A 22529-nucleotide genomic window follows, 5' to 3' on the forward strand; every position below is an offset into this window, starting at 1 on the left:
AGCTCAGTCTCCGTCCAGTGAGTTGAACCCAGCACTGATGCCGAGCGTTGGACCAAGCTCGGTTGAGGCGATCTCGCTAATCTTGTGGATCGATTGTTGCAACGCTTCGACCCGGATGCGGCCCTGCGGTGTGTCGACCTTGGCAAAGTCGGGGTCATCCAGCGATTGAGCCCGATCTATTGCCTGTGCAAAGGCTGTATCAAGATCAGCTGCGATTTCGGGGTGGTCGAAGGACAGGCGGGCGGCCATATCGCGTAGCGCGATCAATGATAGCTCCACATGGCGCAATGATCGCTTTGACCGACGCGCTTCGGCGCGGTTTGGACGAGGACGTTCGAATGTGCCCAAGGGGCGACCGACCCGTGTATCAGCGGTGAATTCGAGGCCTGTTGTCAGCGCTCGGTACAGTTCCTGCATCGCCTCATCGCCCGTGCGATAGGGGCTGTCGTCACCCGGCTGGGTTAGATTTGGTGCGAAACTCTGCCAATCGGCGTTCATTTCATCTGCATTCCGATCAATGTCGGTAGCGATAGCGCGGATCAGCGCGCAGCGATAGGCGACGTTGCCTTGTTCGGCCATGGCTGGATCGTACAGCATTCGTTCAAGCGCCAGAAAACCGCGGCCGGCAATCGACGTTTCGGCATATGCGGCGGGCGACTCGACAGCTGTGTCTTCGTCTTTGATGTGCCGGGAAAGGGTTTTTGGTGTGAACCCTTTTGTGTCGGGCCAGAAGGCCATGGCAAAGGCCCGGTCATCCGTCTCGGTTGGACCGAACCGCAAATGACTGGCTGAGATCCAACTATCGAATGCTGCAGAGTAGGCTGCGCGCAGGGTATCCGATTGTGGCTCACAATCGGCCTGCACGGTGGTGGCCAAGGTGTCAGTCGCATCCGCCAATTGCGCAAAGCGCGGCAGGATATGTGTTTCAGTCACATCCATCAAAATCGGCGCGCGATCCTGCGCATAAGCGCCGAATGGGATCAATAAAGCGGTGAATAGGGTAAGGCTCCGCATCAACTATAGCCTCTCTAGAAATTGGATCAGCGCATCACGGTCAGACTTGGGCATTGATACAACCGTGTCGCGGGCGGTTTGGGCCTCTCCGCCATGCCATAAGACAGCCTCGAGCAGAGAGCGTGCCCGACCGTCGTGCAGGAATTGGGTGTGGCCCGATACACGTTCTGTCAATCCAATCCCCCACAGCGGCGGAGTACGCCATTCACGGCCCGTGGCGCGGGCCTCGGGGCGGTTATCGGCCAGTCCTTCGCCCATGTCGTGCAGCAGCAGGTCAGTGTAGGGCCAGATCAATTGAAAACTGTGTTCGGGTCGATCGGGCATTCGATGGGTGACATAAGCAGGTGTGTGACAGGAGGCACAGCCAGATGTGTGAAACACTTCTTTGCCGCGCAATACCTGTGGATCATCAGTCTCACGCCGGGCGGGGACACCCAAATTGCGGCTGTAAAAAGCGACGAGATCCATGCCGATTTGGTCAATCTCAAACCCGCGCACATCAGTGTCACCGTGCGGGGCATCTATGCAGTTGGTCTGCAGCTCGGTGCAATCGCCGAAGGGGGCAGGGTAAAGCGGGCTAGAAATGCCGATATCACCCGCAAAGGCCGCCGATGATTGCTCCATCACCGTAGGCATTCCGGCTTTGTGGCCAAAGCGGCCCATCATCGGTTCGCCAAATTCTAACGACCACACGATGTTCGGTCGTCCCGATATCCCATCGCCATCTTCATCATCAGGATCGGCCCGTGCCAACAGGTCCTCAACCGGGATGGATTCGAGCAATCCCAAGCCGATCATCTGTGGCGCGACTCGGGGGCTGAGCATGGCATCGGGATGCAATGGGCCATACCCCAAGTCGGCCGCATGGTAGGTCGGGTGGCGAAGCGAAGCAATTTCACCTTCGGACAGCTCGATTGGGACTTCTTCGAATGTGATGCTCAACCGATATTCTGCCGGATGGCCGGCCAGTGCGAAATCCTGCATCTGCCCGCCATAATTCGGGTCGGGCAAGGTGGCGATATAGTCCTCAATCTCGGCAGGAGCATCCTCTGGGTTGCCGGGAATCGAGACCCGTAGAAACATCGAGACGGCGTTGTCATCCGGTCCATTAGGTGTATGGCCGCGCCCATCCTTGATGTGGCACCGCTGGCACGAGCGGGCGTTATAAAGCGGGCCTAACCCATCTGAAGCCAGTGTTGAGGAGGGCGATGAGACCCAGATTTTCTTGAACAATCCATTGCCTACTTTGAAATCCAATTCCTGTTCGAAACTGATGTTGGCGGAGGGCTGAGAAAACGCATCGGCATCGGTACGAACGCGTACAGTCGCCGCGCCAGCGGATAATTCTTCGAACCGCTGGAGTGCACTGAACTTTTCGGGTGAGGCTGTCACCGCAGCAATCCGCGCACGCTCTTCGTCTGTTCTGGGAATGAAGTTTAGATGTGGGTCCCGTAGCTCGGTCGCGAGGGAGGGGGTGGCCGACAGTGCGGCCACCGATGCCAGGGCGAGTCTACTCGCCCTCGTCCATGGTTGATGCGTTGAGTTGCGCATAGTTGGCTTCGCCAATCCTTCCATAGAGGTCGAGCTGCGTTTCGAGAAAGTCGATATGGTCCTCTTCATCGGACATCAATTTCTCAAACAGAGACATCGACACGTAGTCGCCGGCATCCCGGCAGTATTCGCGCGCTTCCTTATAAAGAGCTCTTGCATCAATTTCGGCTGCCAGATCGCATTCAAGAGTTTCCTTGGGTGTCTGGCCGATCCGCAAGGGATCAAGTTTTTGCAGGTTGGGGTGACCTTCGAGAAAAATAATGCGTTCGATCAGTTTATCCGCGTGCTCCATCTCTTCGATGGATTCTTCGCGGCTTTTCTTGGCCATATGGCCAAGGCCCCAATCTTCCTGAAGCCTATAGTGCAACCAGTATTGGCTAACAGCCGTTAGTTCATGCCGCAGTGATTTGTTGAGATATTCGATAACCTTGGGATCGCCTTTCATGTGATTTCTCCTGTGATGCTCCGGACCGCAATGTTCGAAGCTGCATGGGGACTTCCAGATTATCGTCAGAACGCATTGTGTCTAGGAAAAGAGGCATGCATCCGCCGCAATCCGCTGATTTACCAAGGGCATGATAGATCTTGCCAGGGGTGATTATGGTCTGCGGATCTGCGGTGCGCATCCAGCTGATCGCGGCGCGGATGTCGTGGTCTGAGATATTAGTACAGTGGCATACAATCATGGCGACTCAGCCTGAATTCGTTTTTCTTAGTGAAATAGTTGGTTTTTTGTTTTGCGTCCAGTGTCAAGACGCCACACTCCTTTCGTAGAATTGGCCGAGCGCAATTCAATCGCGCCCGGCCGTAGCGTTTAGTGGAAAACCGCGTCAGGATTATCCAGGCTGTCCGAACCTTCGAACTCGATCTGGTCAAGTTCCAGCAAGGTTACGATACGTTCAATGGTTTTGGTTTGGTCGATCAGTCCATTCACGCCACCCATGATTAGAGCTTCACCGCCTTCGTTGCCGCGCTCCAGCATCTGATCATAAGCAAAACCAGCCTCGGCAGTCGACTTGATGTTGCCCAAAGCTTTCATGGTGCTCGCGAGCTTGGCTTTCATCTCTGCATCCAAAGACGGATCGGTTGCGACAACCAGATCGGACAACGATGCACCAGATACCGGAGTGCCATCGATACGGGTGTAGCTTCCCAGATATACGTTCTGGATGCCCAGACCATCGTAATAGTGGCTGTTATGGGTGTTGTCCGCAAAGCAATCATGCTCTTCTTCGGGATCGTTCAGCATGAGGCCCAAGCGCATGCGTTCACCCGCCTGTTCACCATAGGATAGTGAGCCCATGCCGGTCAGGATTGCACTTACACCGGCAGTCTCGTCTGCTGCAAGTGCGGCACGCGCATCACCGCCTTCAGCCCACTGGGCCGTCATCCATTCCAGATCGCTGATCAGCAGATCGGTTGCGGCGCTCAGATACTGGGCCCGACGATCGCAATTATCGCCAGTGCAGCCGTCACCGTGTACATAGTCGGTATAAGGACGATTTCCTGCGCCAGCACCATGGCCATTCAGGTCCTGACCCCACAGCAGGAATTCGATGGCGTGATAGCCGGTGGCGACGTTGGCCTCGATCCCGTCAGCCTCGTGCAGCGTATCCGACAAAAGAGCAGGGGTGATTTCGCTGGCGTCGATGATTTCGCCAGACAGTTCAAAGCTGGGGTTGGCGATGACGTTCAGCACGGCGAACTCGTTCTCATCGCTCGGGCCTCCGTACGACGCGTCCACATAGTCGATCAGGCCTTCGTCCAATGGCCAAGCATTCACTTTGCCTTCCCAGTCGTCGACGATTGCGTTGCCAAAGCGATAAACCTCGGTCTGCTGATAAGGCACACGCGCGGCGACCCATGCAGCGCGGGCGGCGTTCAGCGTGGCATCAGACGGGTCAGCGATCAGAGCGTTGACGGCAGCTCGCAGGTTTTTCGCGGCAATCAGGCTGTCGTCAAACTTGGCTTCCGCGATGTTGCCATAGGTGCTCAGAATATCTGCTTTAGACGGGGCGTCGGCGACAGCTGCACCTGCGATGCACAACGTAAGGGCGCTGGTCGCAGTGAATAATTTGGTCATTTGGAATTCATTCCTTCTCAACGGGTTCGGCTCCCGCACAGTTGCGGGGTGGACGCGAAAATATCTGAGTTAATTAGTCAACAAAGTCAACCTGACTTTTATTATCAGATATAAAGTCTGAATTTGCCTCCCCATATCTGGTGGGGTTGAAATGCATGTAAGCCAATTGCGCAGGAGGGTAATTAGACTAAAATATCATGAGATTTGTTTGTTTAATGGTGTTTGAGATGAAATGCGCGGCAGTACTGTTAATGCTCTTGCCAACCATACCAATGGCTCAAAAGTTGGCTGCGGTCGAAGCGCATACCCACGGTGTTGGACGAGTGGCAATATCAATGGATAGTAATCAGTTCACCGTGATTCTTGCGGCCCCGGGCATGGATGTTGTGGGCTTTGAGCACTCAGCAGAAAACGACGAAGAACGGGCAGAAGTTGCGGCCGCGATCTCGGATCTCTCAGAACCGTTGAGGTTGTTCAATTTGCCATCAGAAGCTGGATGCGAAACCGCGTCTGCGAATGTGGCCCTTGTTGGGGTTGGTTTTGGGCAAGTGGATGACAAAACCGAAAATCACACCAGGGAACACGCCGAATTTCAAGCGGACTATGTGTTGGAATGCGAGGAAATAGATTTGGTGACGTCGATCCGGTTCACCTATTTTGAATTATTTCCCGACGCTCAGAAACTGGACGTCAGTTTGATTTCGGTCGAAGGTGCCTTCAGCTATACGGTGTATCGCGATCAGCCGGTGCTGACCCTGCAGGACTAGAGTGCGTTAGCTTTGCGTCAACGCGTTTTTCAAGGCAAAATATGATGCTTTGGGTGTTCTCTCCAACGTTTTGAAATCTACATCGACCAGTCCGAAGCGTTTTTCATACCCCAGCGCCCATTCGTAATTGTCCAGCAACGACCAGACAAAATATCCTTTGATCGGCACACCGTGATCCAAAGCCCGGCGTACTTCAGCCAGATGTTGATCCAGATAATCAATTCGGTCTTCATCCTGTTGGCGCTCAGCGCTCGCCATACCGTTTTCAGTGACATATATCGATAGATCGCCCGTGTAATCGCGTGCAGTTCGGATCAGAAATCGCGAAAGCGCCGCAGGATCAATTTCCCACCCCATCTGCGTTTTGGGCAGCGGGCCTGGAACCTCTTTTAAAGCGGGCCAGGCCGAGTCGGAGTGTGTAATTAGCTTGCGCGTATAGAAATTCAGCCCACACCAATCGACCGGACTGCCGATGGTCTCAAAATCGCCCTGCCAACCTTTGGGTAGGTGCGGTGCTAAACCCTCCAGAACATTCTCGGGGTAGGATTTGTTAAAGACCCCGCTCAAAAAGAACCGGTTGTAGATCCCGTCATATAGGGCCGCCGCAGAATGTGCTTCGGTGCAATCATCGGCAGGTTCCGACCATTCCAGATTGAACACCGCGCCCAGATTGGACATGCCCAATCCACGCATAACCTCGATTGCGCGACCATGGGCAAGCAAGACATGATGCATGGCACGGGCGGTGGCGCGGATATCACGCAAGCCAGGGGCATGTTGGCCCTCGAAATGACTGAGCCAGCTTACGCACCACGGCTCGTTGATCGATGCCACGCTGAACATGCGATCGCCGATACGGCCCATGATGATTTCTGTAAAATCAGCGAACCAATTTGCGATATCTCGGTTTCGCCAGCCGCCTAAGTCAGCAAGCGGCGAGGGGAGTTCCCAGTGATACAGCGTTGCGCAGGGTTTGATTCCGCGTTCAAGTAGGGCGTCAACTAAACGATCATAGAAATCAAGGCCTTGTTGATTGACTGGCCCGCGTCCCTCGGGCAAGATTCGAGCCCAGCTGGTCGAGAAACGATAGCAGTCGAACCCAGCGTCCTGGATCAGATCCAAATCCTGTTCATATCGATTGTAGTGGTCGCAGGCCAAATCGCCGTTTTCAGCGTTTACGACGTTTCCCGGAGTGGCCGCGAAACTGTCCCAATGGGTCTTTCCTGCGCCACCCTGAGCATGACCCTCAATCTGGTAGGCCGACGTTGCGACGCCAAACTGAAAATCGACCGGAAAATCCGAGCGTTTGTGTTTCATTTCACATCCTTTGTGGTGCTGGACCGGTTGAGCTGCCAACAACAAGCTCGGCCTCTAACAGGCGCGTTTTGGGTGGGTCGTTGGGGGCGTTGATCCGTCCAATCAGCATTTCAGCAGCCAACTCTCCGGCATGTCTGACCGAGGACCGTGTGGCGGTGAATATCGGTACATCTATGCCGTTGCGCATGTAGGACAGTTCGTCATCGTGCGCGATGACTGAAATATCCCGCCCCATCTTCAGGCCGCGATTTTCCAGGGCCCTCCGGACACCAACGGCTGAGATGATGGACGAGGCAAGAATGGCCGTCGGCGGATCGTCCAAATCCAGCATGTCGCAGGCGGTTTGATGCCCGTAAATTTCTGTCATCTCGGCGCTGCGCAACAGCTCCGGCGCAATCTCAATTCCTGAGTGTTTTAACGCTGAGACGTATCCATTCCGACGGCGCTGAGCAAAGTCCATCTCTTCCAGCCCGTTGATCAGTGCAATGCGCCGGTGGCCGAGATCAATTAAAAATTGTGTCGCCCTCTCGAATGAGCGCTGATTGTTCACGTCGATCCAGTCGTAAGGAACGTCGGCACCCGTAGAACGACCATGTACAATGAACGGCACCCCCATTTGCGACAGGACGGATATCCGCGGCTCGTTGACTTTGGGGCCTTGAAGCACGACGCCGTCCACAACCCCTCTGTTGAACAGGCTTCGATAGGAGTCTTCGACTGAGGTGTCAGGCGCGTGAGTGAACATCATATCATAGTTATTCTGTGCGTAAGTGCGCGCAGCACCTGCAACAAAATCACCAAATATCGGGTTGACCATCTCGTGCTGAGAAGAGAACGGGATCACGTGCCCAATTACCATGGATCGCCCTGTCGCCAGTCCTTTGGCGCGGCTATTTGGGCGGTATCCGTGTTTTGTAGCGGCAGCCTGAACCCGGATACGCGTTTCCTCATTCACTTCGGGATAACCGTTCAGCGCTCGGCTGACGGTTGTCTGTGAAAGACCAAGAATCTCTGAGAGTTTCTTTAGGTTCATAGTATTCAAAGCGCTTTCAAGTTGCGGTTCTATTGTTTTGTTTGGAATTTCAGGTTCCGTCAACCCGTTTTGATATTTGAATCTAATAACTCAATATTACAGCAACTATTTGCGAGATGTTGACAGACTCGGAATGTTAGCGGATAAAGTGACCTATCCAAAGCGCTTTGAAAACGAATCTCGTTTGCGCCGTAAAGTCTGGGAGGAAAATTCATGAAACGCTCGCTTTATGCAGGTGCGGCAGTGACCGCTCTGCTGGCAGGGACCGCGTATGCCGAAGACTTGGCCTTCACACCTGGTGAGGGGCCGTTCAACTGGGATAGCTATAATGCCTGGGCTGAAAGTGCGCCTGATCTGAGCGGTCAGACCGTCACTATCGCTGGTCCTTGGTTGACGCCGGAAGATGGTTATTTCAACAATATGACCGCCTATTTCGAGGCGGCGACCGGCGCGGATGTGATCTACACTGGCTCTGACAGTTTCGAGCAGCAGATCGTTATCGATGCCGAAGCGGGTTCCGCCCCGAACATCGCCGTATTCCCTCAGCCCGGACTGGCGGCGATCATGGCCTCCAAAGGGCAACTAACGCCTTTGGGTGAAGACATGGCCAGTTGGGTTGGCGACAACTATGCGGCCGGAAATTCATGGGTTGACCTAGGCACCTATAAAGATGCCGATGGAAATGACCAGATGTACGGCTTCTTCTACAACGTGAACGTCAAGTCTCTGGTTTGGTACAACCCGGAGAACTTCGAGGATGCCGGGTACGAAGTGCCAGCGACCATGGAGGAACTGAAAGCACTGACTGAACAGATCGTCGCTGACGGTGAGACACCTTGGTGCATTGGTCTAGGATCGGGTGCCGCCACGGGCTGGCCAGCGACTGACTGGGTGGAAGACATGATGCTGCGGACGCAGCCGCCTGAAGTTTATGACCAGTGGGTGACAAATGAGATACCGTTTGATGATCCACGCGTGATCGCCGCAATCGAAGAATTCGGCTGGTTTGCACGCGATGACGCGAAGGTTTCTGGTGGGGCAGGGGCCGTGGCCTCGACTGACTTCCGCGACAGTCCCAAAGGCATGTTCTCATCGCCGCCGCAATGCTACATGCACCGTCAGGCCTCGTTCGTTCCGGCCTTTTTCCCCGAAGATGTTGAGTTCGGTCTCGATGCAGACTTCTTCTATATGCCGTCTTTCGCCGACAAAGACTTGGGTAACCCGGTTCTAGGCGGTGGTACGCTGATGGCCGTCAGTAATCCCTCGGATGCGACTAGCGCGTTCATGGAGTTCCTGAAAGAGCCAATCGCGCATGAGGTGATGATGGCGCAAACAGGTTTCCTGACCCCGCATAAAGGCGTTAACACCGAAGCCTACAAGGACGATACTCTGCGTGGTCTGGGTGACATTCTGTTGGGTGCGACGACCTTCCGCTTTGATGGATCTGACCTGATGCCGGGCGCCGTGGGCGCGGGTACATTCTGGACCGGGATGGTCGACTACACCGGAGGTAAATCCGCCGAAGATGTCACCAGCGAAATCCAGTCGTCCTGGGACGCACTCAAGTAAACCACTGAACCTTTGGGCAACCTATCATTCAGGTTGCCCGGAACCCTAGCAAGGGAGAGGACGCCATGAATCCGGCAATTCAGGGCCTGCTAACAATCGTAATCGGTGTGTCGGGATGCGTGGGCTATTTCTATCTGTCCAACCAGTTCTTGGATAAGGTCCTGTTTCCTGCGCGTGGTCCTAATGCGGGGCGTAATATCAACCGCGCGAACATGATCCGGCCCTGGTTGTTCCTGCTTCCCGCGATCCTCGCGCTTGGGGTCTATCTTGCCTATCCGGTATTCGAAACACTGCGCCTTTCGCTGACCGATCGCGTAGCCGGTGGCGGATACGAATGGGCGGGTTTCGATAACTACTCCCAAATGCTCGCCGAGCCCAAATTCTGGGAGGCAATGCGCAACAACATGCTTTGGCTGATTGTTGTGCCTGCGATGTCCACTGCCTTTGGCCTGTTAGTCGCGCAGCTCACGGATCGCATTCGTTGGGGCAATGTCGCTAAGTCGCTGATCTTTATGCCGATGGCGATTTCCTTCGTGGGTGCCTCGGTGATCTGGAAATTGGTCTATGATGCGCGCCCACCCGATCAGGATCAGATCGGCGTCCTGAACGCGATCTATATCTTCTTTGGTGGAACCGAGACGCATACTTGGCTGACGCTTCCATTCTGGAATAATTTTTTCCTGATGATTGTGCTGGTCTGGATTCAAACCGGCTTTGCCATGGTCATCTTGTCTGCTGCCTTGCGCGGTATCCCGGAAGAGACCATTGAGGCCGCCATTTTGGACGGGGCCAACCCGTTTCAGATTTTCTTTAAGATCAAAGTGCCACAGATCAAGACCACGATCATGGTGGTTTGGACCACCATTACAATCGTTGTGCTCAAGGTCTTTGACATCGTCTTTGCCATGACCAATGGCCAGTGGGAGACGCAGGTTCTGGCCAATTACATGTACGACAAGATGTTCCGCGCCAATGACTGGGGCGTGGGGTCGGCATCCGCCATGGTGATCATGTTGCTGGTGACACCGATCCTGATCTGGAACGTGCGCAATGCGCGCAAAGAAATGCAGTAGGAGGTTGGGGATATGAGTGATATTGCAGGAACCCGCCCAGCCCTTAGATGGGTTGTACACGCCTCGGTCGTATTGCTGGTCGTACTGTGGGTATTCCCTACACTGGGTTTGTTGATTTCGTCCTTCAGAACAGGGGATCAAATTGCCAGTAGTGGTTGGTGGCGGGCCCTCTTCCCGTCTGAGCAGAACCTGACTCTGCGCGCGGCTGCACCTGAAACGCAAGTCTTGCAGGATGGTCTCTATGTAATCGAAGGCAATATCTTCGAAGGTGAGCGGGCCTCGGACATTTCGCGATGGGGTGTGAATTCGCGCGCGATTGATGCCTTTGCTCCGGGGGAAACAGCCGAGCTGCGTCGCGGCGGGACGATCACGGTTCAGGCCAATGGCGACTATCGCATGGAGAACACCGAAGAGTTTTCGGGTAAGCGCGGCCCCCGGGTCTTTGTGACCACAACTCTGCCACCTGAATTCACCTTCGAGAACTATGCCCATGTTCTGTTCAACGCAAATAGTTCAGACAGTATGGGCAAGGCGTTCTTCAATACCCTGACGGTGACGATCCCGGCAACGATAATCCCAATTCTTGTCGCAGCCTTTGCGGCTTACGCGCTGGCTTGGATGGACTTTCCGGGGCGAGCCCTGCTGATCGCTGCAGTGGTTGGGCTGTTGGTGGTGCCATTGCAACTGGCGTTGATCCCGTTGCTGAAGCTGCATCTCAATATCGGCATAGGCAAAGGATATCTGGGTGTCTGGATGGCCCATACCGGGTTCGGGATGCCGCTGGCGATCTATCTGTTGCGGAACTACATGGCCGGGCTGCCGCGTGATCTGATCGAGAACGCGCGGGTCGATGGTGCGACTGAGTTTCAGATATTCACCAAGCTTATCCTGCCGCTCAGCTTCCCGGCACTGGCATCCTTTGCGATCTTCCAGTTCCTGTGGACATGGAACGATCTGCTGGTTGCCAAAGTGTTCCTGATCGATGCCAGTGGCCAGACCACGGTAATGACCAACCGTATTGTCGAGCTGTTGGGCACGCGGGGTGGTAACTGGGAAATCCTGGCCACGGCGGCGTTTGTCTCAATCGCGGTGCCGTTGGCCGTCTTCTTTGCAATGCAGAAATATCTGGTTCGCGGCTTGCTGGCCGGTTCCGTAAAATAAGGGCGTGTGATGAACGTGCAGACCAACGCGACAGCATTCGAAACAACCAAGACGTCGTTTGACTGGTGGCGAGGCGGGGTGATCTATCAGATCTATCCGCGCAGCTTTCAGGACAGCAATGGCGACGGGATCGGAGACCTAAAGGGCATCACACAGCGGCTTGGCTATATCGCCTCGCTGGGGGTTGATGCGATCTGGATATCGCCGTTCTTCAAATCTCCGATGAAGGATTTCGGTTATGACGTCAGCGATTACCGCGATGTCGATCCGATGTTCGGCACCATGGCGGATTTCAAAGAACTTTTGGATCAGGCTCATGCGCATGGGCTGAAGGTGATGATCGACCTCGTGCTTTCGCATACGTCGGATCAGCATCCATGGTTCAGTGAAAGCCGCGCCAGCCGCGAGAACCCGAAATCCGATTGGTATGTCTGGGCTGATCCCAAACCGGACGGGACACCTCCGAACAACTGGCTTTCGATCTTTGGCGGCTCGGCCTGGCAGTGGGATGCGCGGCGTCTGCAGTATTATCTGCACAACTTCCTCACGTCACAGCCCGATCTGAATTTCCATTGCAAAGATGTTCAGGATGCCCTGCTGGATGTCGCTCGGTTTTGGTTGGATTTGGGAGTCGATGGGTTTCGTCTGGACACGATCAACTTCTATTTCCACGACGCTCAGTTGCGCGACAATCCCGGCCTGCCGATGGATCAACGCAACGCGTCAATTGCCCCGATGGTGAACCCGTATAACCATCAGGACCACCTCTATTCCAAAAGCCAGCCCGAGAATATCGCCTTCCTAGAACGGCTGCGCGCCCTGACTGACGAATATGAAGGCCGCGCCTGTCTGGGTGAGGTCGGTGACGCACAGCGCGGGTTGGAGATCATGGGGGAATACACCAGTGGTGATAAGCGGATGCACATGTGCTATGCCTTCGAATTCCTTGAAAAGCGGGCTTTGACTGCAGCTTACGCAAAGCAGGTTTTTGACCAGCTTGAGGACAAGGCGGGTGATGCATGGCCCTGTTGGGCCTTCTCGAACCACGACGTGCAACGCCATGCTTCGCGTTGGGGTTTGGACGATGCAGCTGTCCGGCAGCACGCCGTTCTCATGATGTGCCTGCGTGGCTCGGCCTGCCTGTATCAGGGAGAGGAACTGGGTCTTCCCGAGGCGGATGTTGCGTTCGAGGATTTGCAAGACCCCTATGGCATCGAATTCTGGCCTGAATTCAAAGGCCGTGACGGATGTCGCACACCAATGGTCTGGGCCGCGCAGGACGAACAATCCGGGTTCAGCGCGGGTCGCCCCTGGTTGCCGGTCAGTGCCACTCAAGCTGAGCGGGCGGTGGACCGGTTGGAACAAGACCCGGCGTCGATGCTACACCACTACCGCCATGCGATTGCTTTGCGCCATGCGCACTCGGCACTGATGTCCGGCAAGCAGACAGGGATGTCACAAATCGGTTCGGTCTTGACCTTCACCCGCGAGGATGAAGCAGAGCAGGTTTTCTGCGCCTTCAATCTGGGTGACGATCCGGTGGACGTGACACTGCCAGAAGGCGACTGGAAAGTAATCGGGGAGATGTTGGGCGGCGTTCGCGGGGAAGGCACGTTGATGCTGAACGCCGCTCAATTCTGTCTATTGGCTCGGGAAAAGAGGTAAACCATGTCGGAACTCAAGCTTACAGATGTGGCCAAATCCTATGGCCCGGTCGATGTTCTGAAGCATATCGATCTCGAGATCGAGCAAGGCGAATTGATTGTCTTCGTCGGCCCATCAGGTTGCGGCAAGTCTACTCTGCTGCGGATGATCGCGGGCCTTGAAAAGATCACGGGCGGAACGCTTGAGATCGAAGGGCAGGTGGTCAATGACGTACCACCCGCACAGCGAGGCATCGCGATGGTGTTCCAGTCCTATGCGCTTTATCCGCATATGACGGTGCGCGAGAACATGGCCTTCGCGCTCAAGATCGCCAAGTTGCCCAGTGCCGAGGTTGATGCCGCAGTAGAACGTGCGGCGCAGATCTTGCAGCTTGAGCCATTGCTAGATCGCCTGCCCAAGGCGTTGTCCGGCGGTCAGCGCCAACGCGTAGCCATCGGTCGTGCCATTGTTCGCGATCCGAAGGTCTATCTGTTCGACGAGCCGCTTTCGAACTTGGATGCCGCCCTGCGCGTAGCGACGCGGATCGAGATCGCTCGTCTGAAAGAAGCGATGCCTGACAGCACGATGATCTACGTCACCCACGATCAGGTTGAGGCGATGACGCTCGCCAGCCGCATCGTCGTTCTGGCCAACAAAGGAATTGCGCAGGTTGGTACTCCGCTGGAATTGTATGAGACGCCTGACAATGAATTCGTCGCGCAGTTCATTGGCTCGCCTGCAATGAACCTGTTGCCGGGTACTATCACCTCGACCGGAGAGACGACGACCGTAACACTGGACGACGGCGGTGTTGCGGTCTCATCCATCCAAACAGAGGCAGCGGATGAAGGCAAACAGGTCAATATCGGCGTTCGGCCCGAAGATCTGGAGATGACTGAGGCCGGCGCGATCTACTCAGGTGTTGTGGATTTCACCGAAGCTCTGGGTGAGGTTACATTGCTTTACTTTGCAGCGCCCGAGGGACGAGAGGCAGTGATCGCTAAACTGCCGGGAGTTCAGCGCAATCTGCGAGGGCAAAGCGTATCCGTCACTGCCCCTCCGGAAAAGGTGCACTTGTTCCACAACGGACAATCGATGCGTCGCTAACTGCACGCGGTCGGATGGGGCTTGGCCCAGTCAGGTAAGATTCAATTCGCCTGGCGTGATCGCGACTTAAGATTTGAGTTTGTCTGGTGCTTGAAATCTCGGTTCTCAGCGGCGCATCAAGTTGCCAATTCAACTCCGCGTCCTCACATGCTGGACCGAACGAGCACGATTTCTCTCTCCGGTGCCATTTCGACCGGCCGCTCGACGGATCCAAAGATCAGAGCTGTGATTAGATATTGACCGGACGTGTCAGCGCGCTTTCGCGCATTGGGGTGCGTTGCACTCTAATCTACAGTGACTGAGGACTGGTACACACTGCGTGTCAGGCACAGATTTTGCCCCTAGGTTTCATTGGTTTTCGTGAATTCGTGGCTGGAGTGGCAGGGTCTATTGTCAACATATTGAAATTTAAAAATATAAAGGAATTTTGCTCAATTGGCAGTGCTCGTAAGTCGGTTTGAGTCGAGTTTTGTGTCGCACATTTCTGCTTTTGATCACTTTGGTATTTGGTGCCTTGTCGGTCATTCGATGTTTTGCGGGATCGGAGGGAAGCAGGCTGTGGCTGTAACAGTATTTTTCGAAGGCCGAGTGTCTGAGGCGGACATTGCCGTTCCATCCTAAAACAACAATGTGTGTCCGCGACCCATTGATCGAAGTAACGCGAAGTTAGTGCGACAATGAATTGGTCGCGACATACTCAGCTAATACTGCTCGGCTACCACGCTGCCAGATCTTGGTTAGCCACGAGGCAAAGGCGTTGGAAAATTGTGTGCCGCGGTCAAAGTCACCGCTGTACAGACTTTGTTCCAGCCACAGTCCTGGATCGGTTCTGGCAGCCAACGCGGTTTCACATAGATTTTCCCAAAGGGGATCATTCGGGGCGATTTCGGAACCGTCTTCACGAACCCCCGCACACATCCGGCACCAGAATGCTTCGGCCAGCGCAAGCCCGATTACTGAAGAGCCCGATGCAAGTGCATCGCGTAGCGATGGCAGTAGAAATCCCGGATGCCGCGCTGATCCGTCGAACGCGACCCTGCGAGTTGTGTCATGAATCGCTGTGTTTGCAAATCGCCTCTCAACCAACTCAAGGTACTCTTTCGCTGTCGTTTCGGGGACAGCTTCGACATGAGGCAGAATCTCTTCGATCTGAACCGTTCTGAAGAATGCCAGGATGTCCGGATCCTGCATGCAGGATGAAATCGTCGGGACATTCAAAATTTCCCCAACGTTTGCGAGAAGCTGGTGACCTCCGTTCAAAATGCGGAGTTTCATTGACTCATAGCTGTGAACATTCTGGGTCAGCGTTACCCCGACCTGCTCGAGGGGTGGTCGCCCGGCGCAGAATTCATCCTCGATCACCCATTGACGAAAGTTCTCGTGCGAGACAGGAGCGCGGTCATCCACACCAAGGATGTGGCATTGCGATACCAACTCGTCAGTCGTTGCTGGCACGATGCAATCTACCATCGAGTTGGGGAATGCGCCGTTTTGGTCAATCCAGTTGGCCAGATCAGGATCAGACATGCGCGCCAAGCCGACTACGCAGTTCCGCAGGATTGTGCCGTTGCCCTGAAGGTTGTCGCAGCTTAGCGCGGTGAAGGGTTTGAAGCCATTTGCACGGCGCTGTTTGAGTGCCGCGACTATGGAGCCAAAGGCCGTTCGGGGCAGGTTGGGGTTTGCCGCATCGTAGCGAATATCTTCGTGATCGGTGTTAAGCGCACCGGTGTTGGAGATTAGATAGTACCCGCCTTCGGTAACTGTGAGAGAAACAATACGAACGGCAGGGTCGGCCATCTTCTGGACTAAGGCAACATTACCTGCCTCAATCGGTAAATAGTCAACCATCGGACCAATGACCTCGGCGGTTGTCCTTGTGGGATCTAGTTCAATCAACGTGGTCAGACAGTCCTGTGCCAGCAGACGCTCTCTCATCTCCGCGTCGTAGTTTCGCATGCCGGCCCCGATGATCGCCCAATCATGGGCTTGGCCTTGCTGCATTAACTGGTGAATGTACCACGCTTGATGCGCACGGTGAAAATTGCCAAGCCCGATATGGACGATGCCCGGCGTCAGATCCGACCGCCGATAGGCAGGGTGCCTGACGGTAGCGGGCAGGTCTGCAAGGCTGTCAAGTCGCAGTCGCACCGGAGTTTTTGCATTCGCTGCAGGATCCATCAGCTCATCCAGTTTCCGCCGTCTACATTGTAGGTTTGTGCGACGATGTAATTGGCATCGTCAGAAGCCAGAAATACAGCCATCCCGGTCAGGTCATCTGCCCGGCCCATGCGACCATAAGGGACGGTTGCGGCGACTTCGCGTTTCTTTTGGCCGGGGGGTTTGCCTTCGTGTTTTGCGAAGAACGCATCTACGCCGTCCCAGTGTTCGCCATCGACGACACCGGGGGCAATCGCGTTCACGTTGATACCGTGAGATATCAGGTTCAGCCCCGCCGATTGAGTCAGAGAAATGATTGCCGCCTTGCTGGCGCAGTAGATAGCGACCAAAGGTTCACCCCTTCGCCCGGCCTGTGACGCCATATTGATGATCCGGCCTCTGGTCCCTTTTTCAATCATGTGGCGCGCGACGGCTTGCATGGTGAACAAGGTGCCAGCAACGTTGATGTCAAAAACGCGGTCATAATCCATGCGCTCGATCTCAACGATTGGTGCGGCGGTGAAAATGGCTGCGTTGTTTATCAAGATATCAATGAGACCGAAATGGGCAGCTGTTTTTGCCACCGCCTCATCTATGCTCTGCTGGTTGGTCACATCCATCTCGATAGCCAAAGCAGCCTCACCGATTTCAGAAGCTGCGTCTCTCGCGCGCTGGATGTCGATGTCTGCGATGGCAACACGTGCGCCCTCGGTGACGTAAGCTTTGGCAAAGGCCAATCCGATGCCTCGCGCAGCCCCGGTGATCAGGGCGGTTTTGCCAGCCAAGCGTGTCATTCGATCCGCAAGCCTTTCGCGTCGAACCGGTGGATTACGTCAGCCCGCGGTGTCATATGAATGCGATCCCCGTGGCGGAAGCCCACTTCGCCATCTGCACGGACTGTGATTGTTTCAGCCAGGCCGGTCTCGTGGACGTGAAAGAAGGTGTCCGAGCCAAGGTGCTCAGAGACGCTAACTACTCCGGACCATTCACCTCCGGTTTCGGAAACGGTGATGTGTTCAGGACGGATGCCAATGGTCTGGGCATCGTGTTTCGCGGCCTCTTCACCTTCAATGAAGTTCATTTTAGGCGAGCCGATGAACCCTGCAACAAACAGGTTTCGCGGCGTCCGGTATAGCTCAAGCGGGCTGCCGACCTGTTCGATCACACCGGCCTGAAGAACGACGATCTTGTCGGCCATTGTCATCGCCTCAACCTGATCGTGGGTCACGTAGATCATCGTGGTCGCCAAGCGTTCGTGAAGTTCGCTGATCTCCAACCGCATGCCGACGCGCAAGGCTGCGTCGAGATTCGAAAGAGGCTCGTCGAACAGGAACGCGGCGGGTTCGCGTACGATAGCCCGGCCTATTGCAACGCGCTGACGCTGCCCACCCGACAATTGCCCCGGGCGCCGGTCCAGATAATCGGTCAGGTTTAGAACGCTCGCGGCACCTTCAACACGTTTGTCGATCTCGGCTTGATCCAGTTTGGCCATGCGCAGAGGAAACGCGATGTTCTTGCGTACGGTCATGTGCGGATACAGAGCGTAGGACTGGAAGACCATCGCCAAACCGCGTTTGGCAGGCGGCACGTCGGTTGCATCCGCACCATCAATGTCGATGGAGCCCGACGTGATATCCTCCAGCCCTGCAATGAGCCGCAGCAGAGTGGACTTGCCGCAACCCGAGGGGCCGACGAAGACGGTGAATTCTCCGTCTCCAATGGTCAAGTCCAGCGGTGGAATGACCTCTACATCGCCGAAGCTTTTGGTCACTGACTTGAGTTGAATACGTCCCATAAGTCGTCTTCCTTATTTCACAGCGCCGAAAGTCAGGCCGCGGACAAGTTGTTTCTGGCTGAACCAGCCAAGGATGAGGATTGGTGCAATCGCCATGGTCGATGCCGCGCTGAGCTTGGCGAAGAACAGGCCTTCGGGGCTGGAATAGCTGGCGATGAAGGCGGTCAGCGGGGCCGCGTCAACGGCCGTCAGGTTGAGCGTCCAAAACGCCTCATTCCATGCAAGGATAAAGTTCAGCAAAACCGTCGAGGCAATGCCGGGCACGGCCATGGGCGTCAGCACATAGAGGATTTCCTCTTTCAGCGTGGCGCCATCCATCCGGGCGGCTTCCAGAATCTCACCGGGAATTTCGCGGAAATAGGTGTAAAGCATCCAGACGATGATCGGCAGGTTGATCAGCATAAGCACCACGACCAGCCCCCCGCGCGTGTCCAGTAGACCCAACCGGATGAACAGCAGATAGATCGGGTAGAGAACACCCACTGCAGGTAGCATTTTGGTGGACAGCATCCACAGCAGGATATCTTTGGTCCGCTTGGACGGGACGAAAGCCATCGCCCAGGCTGCGGGGACTGCGATGATCACGCCAAGAATGGTTGATCCACCTGCGATGATCACCGAATTCCACAGGAACCGCATGTAGTCGGAACGTTCCTGTACGATGGCATAGTTCTCTAGCGTCCAATCGAAGTTCAGAAACAGCGGCGGGCTTGCGATGGCCTGCGCTTCGGTCTTGAAGCTGGTCAGGATCGTCCAGAGGATCGGGAAAAAGATCAGCAGACCAACGGCCCAGGCAAGGGCGGTGTTCAGCGATTTACGACGGGATGTGACGGCGCGGGCCATGGTCGTTCCTCCTCACGCGTCCAGATTTTTGCCGACGATGCGCATCAGGAAGATGGCAACGATATTGGCAAGGATGATGGCGTAGACACCTCCGGCTGATCCAAGACCTACATTTTGGCTTTCCAACACACGCTGGAAGATCAGGTAGGTGAGGGTGCGTGTGCCGAATGCACCGCCAGTGGTCACGAAGATCTCGGCGAAGATCGACAGAAGAAAGATCGTCTGGATCAGGATCACGATGGTTATCGCGCGGCTGAGGTGCGGCAGGACTATGTGATAGAACCGCTTCAGCACCGGGGCACCATCCATTTCGGCTGCTTCCAGCTGCTCACTGTCCAGCGACTGAATTGCGGTCAGCAGGATCAGCGTCGCGAAGGGCAGCCACTGCCATGAGACGATCATGATGATCGACGTCATCGACGCCTCGGAGAGCCATGAGATTGGCTCGGCCCCGAAAAAGCGCCACAGATGGGCCAGCAAGCCATTGACTGGATCCATGAACATATTCTTCCAGACCAGCGCAGAAACCGTCGGCATGACGAAGAAGGGTGCGATCACGAGGATGCGGACAACACCCTGACCCCACATGGGCTGGTCCAGCAGCATCGCCAGAAGGATGCCCAGCACCACCGTGATCACCAGCACACCGCCTACGATCACCAGCGTCGCCTGCACAGCGGGCCAGAAGGAGCTGGACGAGACGAACCGGACATAGTTGTCGAACCCGACCCAGCCCAGATCCCCACCGCGCAGCGGTAGGTATTTCTTGAAGGAAAAATACAGCGTCATCGTCAGCGGCACGAGCATCCAGCCAAGTAGCAGGACCACTGCAGGTGCCATCATCAGGCGAGCAACGGATCGGGAATGTTGAGTAGCCATAACGCAAACCCTCTCTGTTCAGGCGTAACCCAGCCTGCGAGAAAAACGCGAGTTGTGGAAGGGCGGAGCGGGGGGCAGAACTCTGCCCGCCCGCGGGGAGGGATGCCTCAGTAACCTGCGGCTTCCATTTCTTCTGCGGTGAAGGCCTGCGCTTTGGCCAGCGCTTCATCCACGGATTGCTGTCCGGCATAGACTGCCGAGAACTCCTGGCTTACCTGCGTGGCGATACCTGCAAATTCCGGGATCGCGACGAACTGGATGCCAACATAGGGTGTCGGTTGCGCGCAGCAGTTATCCGGGTCGGCTGCAAGGATCGAATCCAGCGTTTTCTGGGCGAACGGAACCTTCTGGTATTCGGGGTTCTCATACAGCGAAGTTCGCGCGCCCGGAGGCACATTGGCCCAGCCTTCGTTCTCGGCTACCAGTTCGATGTAATCCTTGGATGTGGCCCATTCGATGAACTGCTTGGCTGCATCTTCTTGCTGCGTGCCCGCAGGGATGGCTAGAGCCCAAGCCCAGAGCCAATTGGCGCGTTTGTCGACACCTTCAGAGTTCGGTGCCAGCGCAAAGCCAACCTGATCGGCCACGGTCGAGTCGTCCGGGTTCGTCACGAAGGACGCCGCAACGGTGGCGTCAATCCACATGCCGCACTTGCCCTGCTGGAACAGCGACAGGTTTTCGTTGAAGCCGTTGGTTGCATACCCAGCAGGGCCTGACTCGTTCATCATATCGACAAAGAAGGTCAGAGCCTCTTTCCACTGAGGCTGATCGAACTGCGGCTTCCAATCTTCGTCGAACCAACGGGCGCCAAAGGAATTCCCGGTCACCGTGATGAAGGCACCACCTTCGCCCCAACCAGCTTTACCGCGCAGGCAGATACCGTTGATGTCGTTGTCCCGGTCAGTCATCGCCGCAGCGGCTTCGCGGATGAACTGCCATGTAGGCGCGTCGGGCATCTCAAGCCCGGCATTTTCCATCAGGTCGGTACGATACATTACCATCGAGCTTTCGCCATAGAACGGGGCGGCATAGAGCGTGCCGTCATTGCTGAGCCCGTTGCGCATGGCAGGCAAGATGTCGTCCACATCATATTCAGCAGACATACCATCCAGCGGCACCAACCAACCATTCGCCCCCCAGATCGGTGTCTCGTACATACCAATGGTCATGATATCGAACTGACCGCCTTTGGTGGTGATGTCGGTGGTGACGCGCTGACGCAGCACGTTTTCCTCCAGTGTCACCCACTCAACATCAATGCCGGTCGCTTCAGTAAATTTGTCGGTGTAGCCCTGCATCCGGATCATGTCACCATTATTCACTGTGGCGATCGTGATGGATTGCGCGTGGGCTGCTGCCGTGGCGACGAATGTCAATGCAGTCGCCGCGCGAAGTGCGTGCTTCAGATACATCCCTGTCCTCCCTGAGCTTGGATGTCGTGCAGGGAGCGTAGAGTGAAAGTTGTCGCGCAGTCAATAAAAACTTTACGCGCGTTAAGATTATAACCTACGCAGAGTCCCTTAAAACAAGTCGAGCGGGGAAAAGTGTCTCAGTTCGTGTTTCAAATTTCCCACCGTTTTCAATAAGTTCGAACAAAGTCTCGACGCTTCGGCTGGCCACGTTGTCATAGTCGTGCGCGGCTGTTGTGAGAGAAGGGCAGGTAAACTTTGCGAACGGATGATCGTCATTTGAGGCCACGCGCAGCGTGCAGCCCTCCTTCCGACCGACCCGAATCCCCTGTTCATAGCAGGCCGCAAGAAAGCCAATAGCCAGCCGGTCATTGCTGCACAGAACGGAGTTCGTTCTCAATTCACGCTCTTCAAGAACTTTCAGCGCGCCTCTGTGCCCAATCTCTTCGAAAGCCCATCCTTTCCCGTCGACTTTGATGATATGCGGCTCGAACCCGAGGCGCTCCATCATGGCGACATAAGCCTTCCTTCGTTTGTTGGCGTTTGGGTTCGCAGGTGTGCGCATTTCAAAGAATGATGGAGGCTCGCCCGTCCGGGTCATGTATTCAACGGTCTGAGACACAAAGCTGAAATTGTCCGATCCGATAAACGCAGCACCCAGCCCATCAAGGTTACTGTCAAACAGAACAGTCGGTACGTTGGCGCAGAACTTCTCAATCGCCGATCGGTCTGAAATCCGGCCCAGGGGTGCCAACAAAACCCCGGCGGGCTTCATGGATTGCAGCCCATCCAGAATTTCGTTTTCCAGCTTTTGTTCTCCGTGGGCGCTAAAGAGGGAAGGGCGATAGCCTGCCGCAATACAGCTTTGCTCCAGATAGCGCGCGATTTCGGCAAAGAACGGATCGGCCAGATAGGGCACGACGATGCCGATATTCTTGGTCAGCTTCCGGTTCTGGTTCACAGCATAGATATTCGGGCGATAGTCAAACCGTTCGAGCGCCTCTTCGATACGCGCCCTTGTCGTTGGGCGAACGCTGTCGGGATCGTGGAAGTATTTGGATACCGTGGGCCGCGAGATGCCGCTGAGCGCCGCGAACTCTTCCATATTCTTAATTTTGGTCATGCAA

20 protein-coding genes are annotated in these 22529 nt (G+C 55.4%); 6 read left to right on the forward strand and 14 right to left on the reverse strand.

Going from position 1 to position 22529, the window contains the following annotated elements:
* Positions 1–3: 3 nt before the first annotated feature.
* The 5 genes from ACRZ91_RS20105 to ACRZ91_RS20125 all read right to left on the reverse strand — a co-directional run bounded on the left by ACRZ91_RS20105 (position 4) and on the right by ACRZ91_RS20125 (position 4648).
* The gene (locus ACRZ91_RS20105; protein ID WP_480908130.1) at positions 4–1014 is read right to left on the reverse strand and encodes an imelysin family protein; all 1011 of its coding nucleotides are present in this window, start codon (positions 1012–1014) and stop codon (positions 4–6) included.
* Positions 1015–1017: 3 nt separating this feature from the next.
* Entirely contained in the window at positions 1018–2565 is a 1548-nt protein-coding gene (locus ACRZ91_RS20110) for a di-heme oxidoreductase family protein (RefSeq protein WP_480908132.1), read from the reverse strand.
* The gene (gene bfr, locus ACRZ91_RS20115) at positions 2525–3010 is read right to left on the reverse strand and encodes a bacterioferritin (protein ID WP_480908134.1); all 486 of its coding nucleotides are present in this window, start codon (positions 3008–3010) and stop codon (positions 2525–2527) included. The genes ACRZ91_RS20110 and bfr overlap by 41 nt, the downstream gene beginning before the upstream one ends.
* Positions 2958–3251: a (2Fe-2S)-binding protein gene (locus tag ACRZ91_RS20120; protein WP_170476823.1), complete on the reverse strand. Its 294-nt coding sequence runs from the start codon at positions 3249–3251 to the stop codon at positions 2958–2960. The genes bfr and ACRZ91_RS20120 overlap by 53 nt, the downstream gene beginning before the upstream one ends.
* A gap of 128 nt (positions 3252–3379) precedes the next feature.
* Entirely contained in the window at positions 3380–4648 is a 1269-nt protein-coding gene (locus ACRZ91_RS20125; RefSeq protein ID WP_480908136.1) for an imelysin family protein, read from the reverse strand.
* A gap of 272 nt (positions 4649–4920) precedes the next feature.
* Between ACRZ91_RS20125 and ACRZ91_RS20130 the strand changes: the two genes are divergently transcribed.
* Positions 4921–5415, forward strand: a complete 495-nt coding sequence (locus tag ACRZ91_RS20130) for a ZrgA family zinc uptake protein (protein WP_170476820.1) — start codon at positions 4921–4923, stop codon at positions 5413–5415.
* A 6-nt stretch (positions 5416–5421) separates the two neighbouring features.
* Here the strand turns inward: ACRZ91_RS20130 and ACRZ91_RS20135 are convergent, their stop codons facing one another.
* Both ACRZ91_RS20135 and ACRZ91_RS20140 read right to left on the reverse strand, forming a co-directional pair.
* Positions 5422–6732, reverse strand: a complete 1311-nt coding sequence (locus ACRZ91_RS20135) for a GH1 family beta-glucosidase (RefSeq protein WP_480908138.1) — start codon at positions 6730–6732, stop codon at positions 5422–5424.
* 1 nt (position 6733) lies between these two features.
* Positions 6734–7765 carry a substrate-binding domain-containing protein gene (locus ACRZ91_RS20140; protein WP_170476815.1) on the reverse strand — a complete coding sequence of 344 codons (1032 nt, stop codon included), beginning with the start codon at positions 7763–7765 and terminating at the stop codon, positions 6734–6736.
* Between the two features lie 213 nt (positions 7766–7978).
* On the opposite strand from ACRZ91_RS20140, the gene ACRZ91_RS20145 reads away from it, so the two are divergent.
* From ACRZ91_RS20145 to ACRZ91_RS20165, 5 genes are all read left to right on the forward strand, one after another.
* Positions 7979–9334, forward strand: a complete 1356-nt coding sequence (locus ACRZ91_RS20145; RefSeq protein ID WP_480716487.1) for an ABC transporter substrate-binding protein — start codon at positions 7979–7981, stop codon at positions 9332–9334.
* Between the two features lie 65 nt (positions 9335–9399).
* Positions 9400–10407, forward strand: coding sequence for a carbohydrate ABC transporter permease (locus ACRZ91_RS20150; protein ID WP_170476810.1), 1008 nt, complete (start codon positions 9400–9402; stop codon positions 10405–10407).
* Between the two features lie 12 nt (positions 10408–10419).
* Positions 10420–11568, forward strand: a complete 1149-nt coding sequence (locus ACRZ91_RS20155; protein ID WP_480908141.1) for a carbohydrate ABC transporter permease — start codon at positions 10420–10422, stop codon at positions 11566–11568.
* Between the two features lie 9 nt (positions 11569–11577).
* A complete protein-coding gene (locus ACRZ91_RS20160) occupies positions 11578–13233 on the forward strand; it encodes an alpha-glucosidase (protein WP_480908143.1) in 1656 nt (551 codons plus the stop codon).
* A 3-nt stretch (positions 13234–13236) separates the two neighbouring features.
* Positions 13237–14319 carry an ABC transporter ATP-binding protein gene (locus ACRZ91_RS20165; protein ID WP_480908144.1) on the forward strand — a complete coding sequence of 361 codons (1083 nt, stop codon included), beginning with the start codon at positions 13237–13239 and terminating at the stop codon, positions 14317–14319.
* Between the two features lie 666 nt (positions 14320–14985).
* Here the strand turns inward: ACRZ91_RS20165 and ACRZ91_RS20170 are convergent.
* The 7 genes from ACRZ91_RS20170 to ACRZ91_RS20200 form a co-directional block, all read right to left on the reverse strand.
* Complete coding sequence (locus tag ACRZ91_RS20170; protein ID WP_480908146.1) at positions 14986–16497, reverse strand: mannitol dehydrogenase family protein; 1512 nt, start codon at positions 16495–16497, stop codon at positions 14986–14988.
* Positions 16497–17270, reverse strand: a complete 774-nt coding sequence (locus ACRZ91_RS20175) for an L-iditol 2-dehydrogenase (protein ID WP_170543170.1) — start codon at positions 17268–17270, stop codon at positions 16497–16499. The genes ACRZ91_RS20170 and ACRZ91_RS20175 overlap by 1 nt, the downstream gene beginning before the upstream one ends.
* A complete protein-coding gene (locus ACRZ91_RS20180) occupies positions 17267–18271 on the reverse strand; it encodes an ABC transporter ATP-binding protein (RefSeq protein WP_480908148.1) in 1005 nt (334 codons plus the stop codon). Before ACRZ91_RS20180 ends, ACRZ91_RS20175 begins: the two co-directional genes overlap by 4 nt.
* A gap of 12 nt (positions 18272–18283) precedes the next feature.
* Entirely contained in the window at positions 18284–19114 is an 831-nt protein-coding gene (locus ACRZ91_RS20185; protein ID WP_010443328.1) for a carbohydrate ABC transporter permease, read from the reverse strand.
* A 12-nt stretch (positions 19115–19126) separates the two neighbouring features.
* Complete coding sequence (locus ACRZ91_RS20190) at positions 19127–19993, reverse strand: carbohydrate ABC transporter permease (RefSeq protein ID WP_010443327.1); 867 nt, start codon at positions 19991–19993, stop codon at positions 19127–19129.
* Between the two features lie 107 nt (positions 19994–20100).
* Positions 20101–21405 carry an ABC transporter substrate-binding protein gene (locus ACRZ91_RS20195; protein ID WP_480908150.1) on the reverse strand — a complete coding sequence of 435 codons (1305 nt, stop codon included), beginning with the start codon at positions 21403–21405 and terminating at the stop codon, positions 20101–20103.
* A gap of 94 nt (positions 21406–21499) precedes the next feature.
* Positions 21500–22525 carry a LacI family DNA-binding transcriptional regulator gene (locus tag ACRZ91_RS20200; RefSeq protein ID WP_170780687.1) on the reverse strand — a complete coding sequence of 342 codons (1026 nt, stop codon included), beginning with the start codon at positions 22523–22525 and terminating at the stop codon, positions 21500–21502.
* Positions 22526–22529: the final 4 nt, after the last annotated feature.

The sequence above is a fragment of the Ruegeria sp. O11 genome, assembly GCF_056535285.1.

Coding starts and splice junctions, on each gene's coding strand:
- ACRZ91_RS20105 (WP_480908130.1), bottom strand. CDS start 1,014: ATGCGGAGCCTTACCCTATTCACCGCTTTATTGATCCCATTCGGCGCT.
- ACRZ91_RS20110 (WP_480908132.1), bottom strand. CDS start 2,565: ATGCGCAACTCAACGCATCAACCATGGACGAGGGCGAGTAGACTCGCC.
- bfr (WP_480908134.1), bottom strand. CDS start 3,010: ATGAAAGGCGATCCCAAGGTTATCGAATATCTCAACAAATCACTGCGG.
- ACRZ91_RS20120 (WP_170476823.1), bottom strand. CDS start 3,251: ATGATTGTATGCCACTGTACTAATATCTCAGACCACGACATCCGCGCC.
- ACRZ91_RS20125 (WP_480908136.1), bottom strand. CDS start 4,648: ATGACCAAATTATTCACTGCGACCAGCGCCCTTACGTTGTGCATCGCA.
- ACRZ91_RS20130 (WP_170476820.1), top strand. CDS start 4,921: ATGGCTCAAAAGTTGGCTGCGGTCGAAGCGCATACCCACGGTGTTGGA.
- ACRZ91_RS20135 (WP_480908138.1), bottom strand. CDS start 6,732: ATGAAACACAAACGCTCGGATTTTCCGGTCGATTTTCAGTTTGGCGTC.
- ACRZ91_RS20140 (WP_170476815.1), bottom strand. CDS start 7,765: ATGAACCTAAAGAAACTCTCAGAGATTCTTGGTCTTTCACAGACAACC.
- ACRZ91_RS20145 (WP_480716487.1), top strand. CDS start 7,979: ATGAAACGCTCGCTTTATGCAGGTGCGGCAGTGACCGCTCTGCTGGCA.
- ACRZ91_RS20150 (WP_170476810.1), top strand. CDS start 9,400: ATGAATCCGGCAATTCAGGGCCTGCTAACAATCGTAATCGGTGTGTCG.
- ACRZ91_RS20155 (WP_480908141.1), top strand. CDS start 10,420: ATGAGTGATATTGCAGGAACCCGCCCAGCCCTTAGATGGGTTGTACAC.
- ACRZ91_RS20160 (WP_480908143.1), top strand. CDS start 11,578: ATGAACGTGCAGACCAACGCGACAGCATTCGAAACAACCAAGACGTCG.
- ACRZ91_RS20165 (WP_480908144.1), top strand. CDS start 13,237: ATGTCGGAACTCAAGCTTACAGATGTGGCCAAATCCTATGGCCCGGTC.
- ACRZ91_RS20170 (WP_480908146.1), bottom strand. CDS start 16,497: ATGGATCCTGCAGCGAATGCAAAAACTCCGGTGCGACTGCGACTTGAC.
- ACRZ91_RS20175 (WP_170543170.1), bottom strand. CDS start 17,270: ATGACACGCTTGGCTGGCAAAACCGCCCTGATCACCGGGGCTGCGCGA.
- ACRZ91_RS20180 (WP_480908148.1), bottom strand. CDS start 18,271: ATGGGACGTATTCAACTCAAGTCAGTGACCAAAAGCTTCGGCGATGTA.
- ACRZ91_RS20185 (WP_010443328.1), bottom strand. CDS start 19,114: ATGGCCCGCGCCGTCACATCCCGTCGTAAATCGCTGAACACCGCCCTT.
- ACRZ91_RS20190 (WP_010443327.1), bottom strand. CDS start 19,993: ATGGCTACTCAACATTCCCGATCCGTTGCTCGCCTGATGATGGCACCT.
- ACRZ91_RS20195 (WP_480908150.1), bottom strand. CDS start 21,405: ATGTATCTGAAGCACGCACTTCGCGCGGCGACTGCATTGACATTCGTC.
- ACRZ91_RS20200 (WP_170780687.1), bottom strand. CDS start 22,525: ATGACCAAAATTAAGAATATGGAAGAGTTCGCGGCGCTCAGCGGCATC.